The following is a 245-nucleotide window of genomic DNA, read 5'->3' as shown; positions in this document are numbered from 1 at the left end:
TTACTGCGTAAACTAGACCAACAGCGATCATCAGACCCATCTTCTGAGCGTTACCAGATAGAACTAGGAAGTCGATCAGACCGTGAGAGAAAGATGTACCGTGTACAAAGCCTAGAGTGTTAGCAACGATGTATGCAGAACCAGCTAGTAGAGCGTGGATACCGTATAGAACAGGAGCAACGAATAGGAATGAGAATTCGATTGGCTCAGTAATACCTGTTAGGAATGAAGTCAGAGCAGCTGAC

The 245-nt window shown here is 45.3% G+C and carries 1 protein-coding gene; it reads right to left on the bottom strand.

What is annotated here, in order from left to right:
* The coding region (locus tag IEX97_RS14080; RefSeq protein ID WP_373289470.1) for a PTS transporter subunit EIIC at positions 1–245 on the bottom strand (245 nt) is incomplete at both ends.

The organism is Paenalicyclobacillus cellulosilyticus (genome assembly GCF_014647315.1).
GTDB classification, from domain to species: Bacteria; Bacillota; Bacilli; order Alicyclobacillales; family Alicyclobacillaceae; genus Alicyclobacillus_J; species Alicyclobacillus_J cellulosilyticus.
Note: the sequence above shows the minus strand (reverse complement) of the source record. Positions and strands in the feature narration are given on the sequence as shown.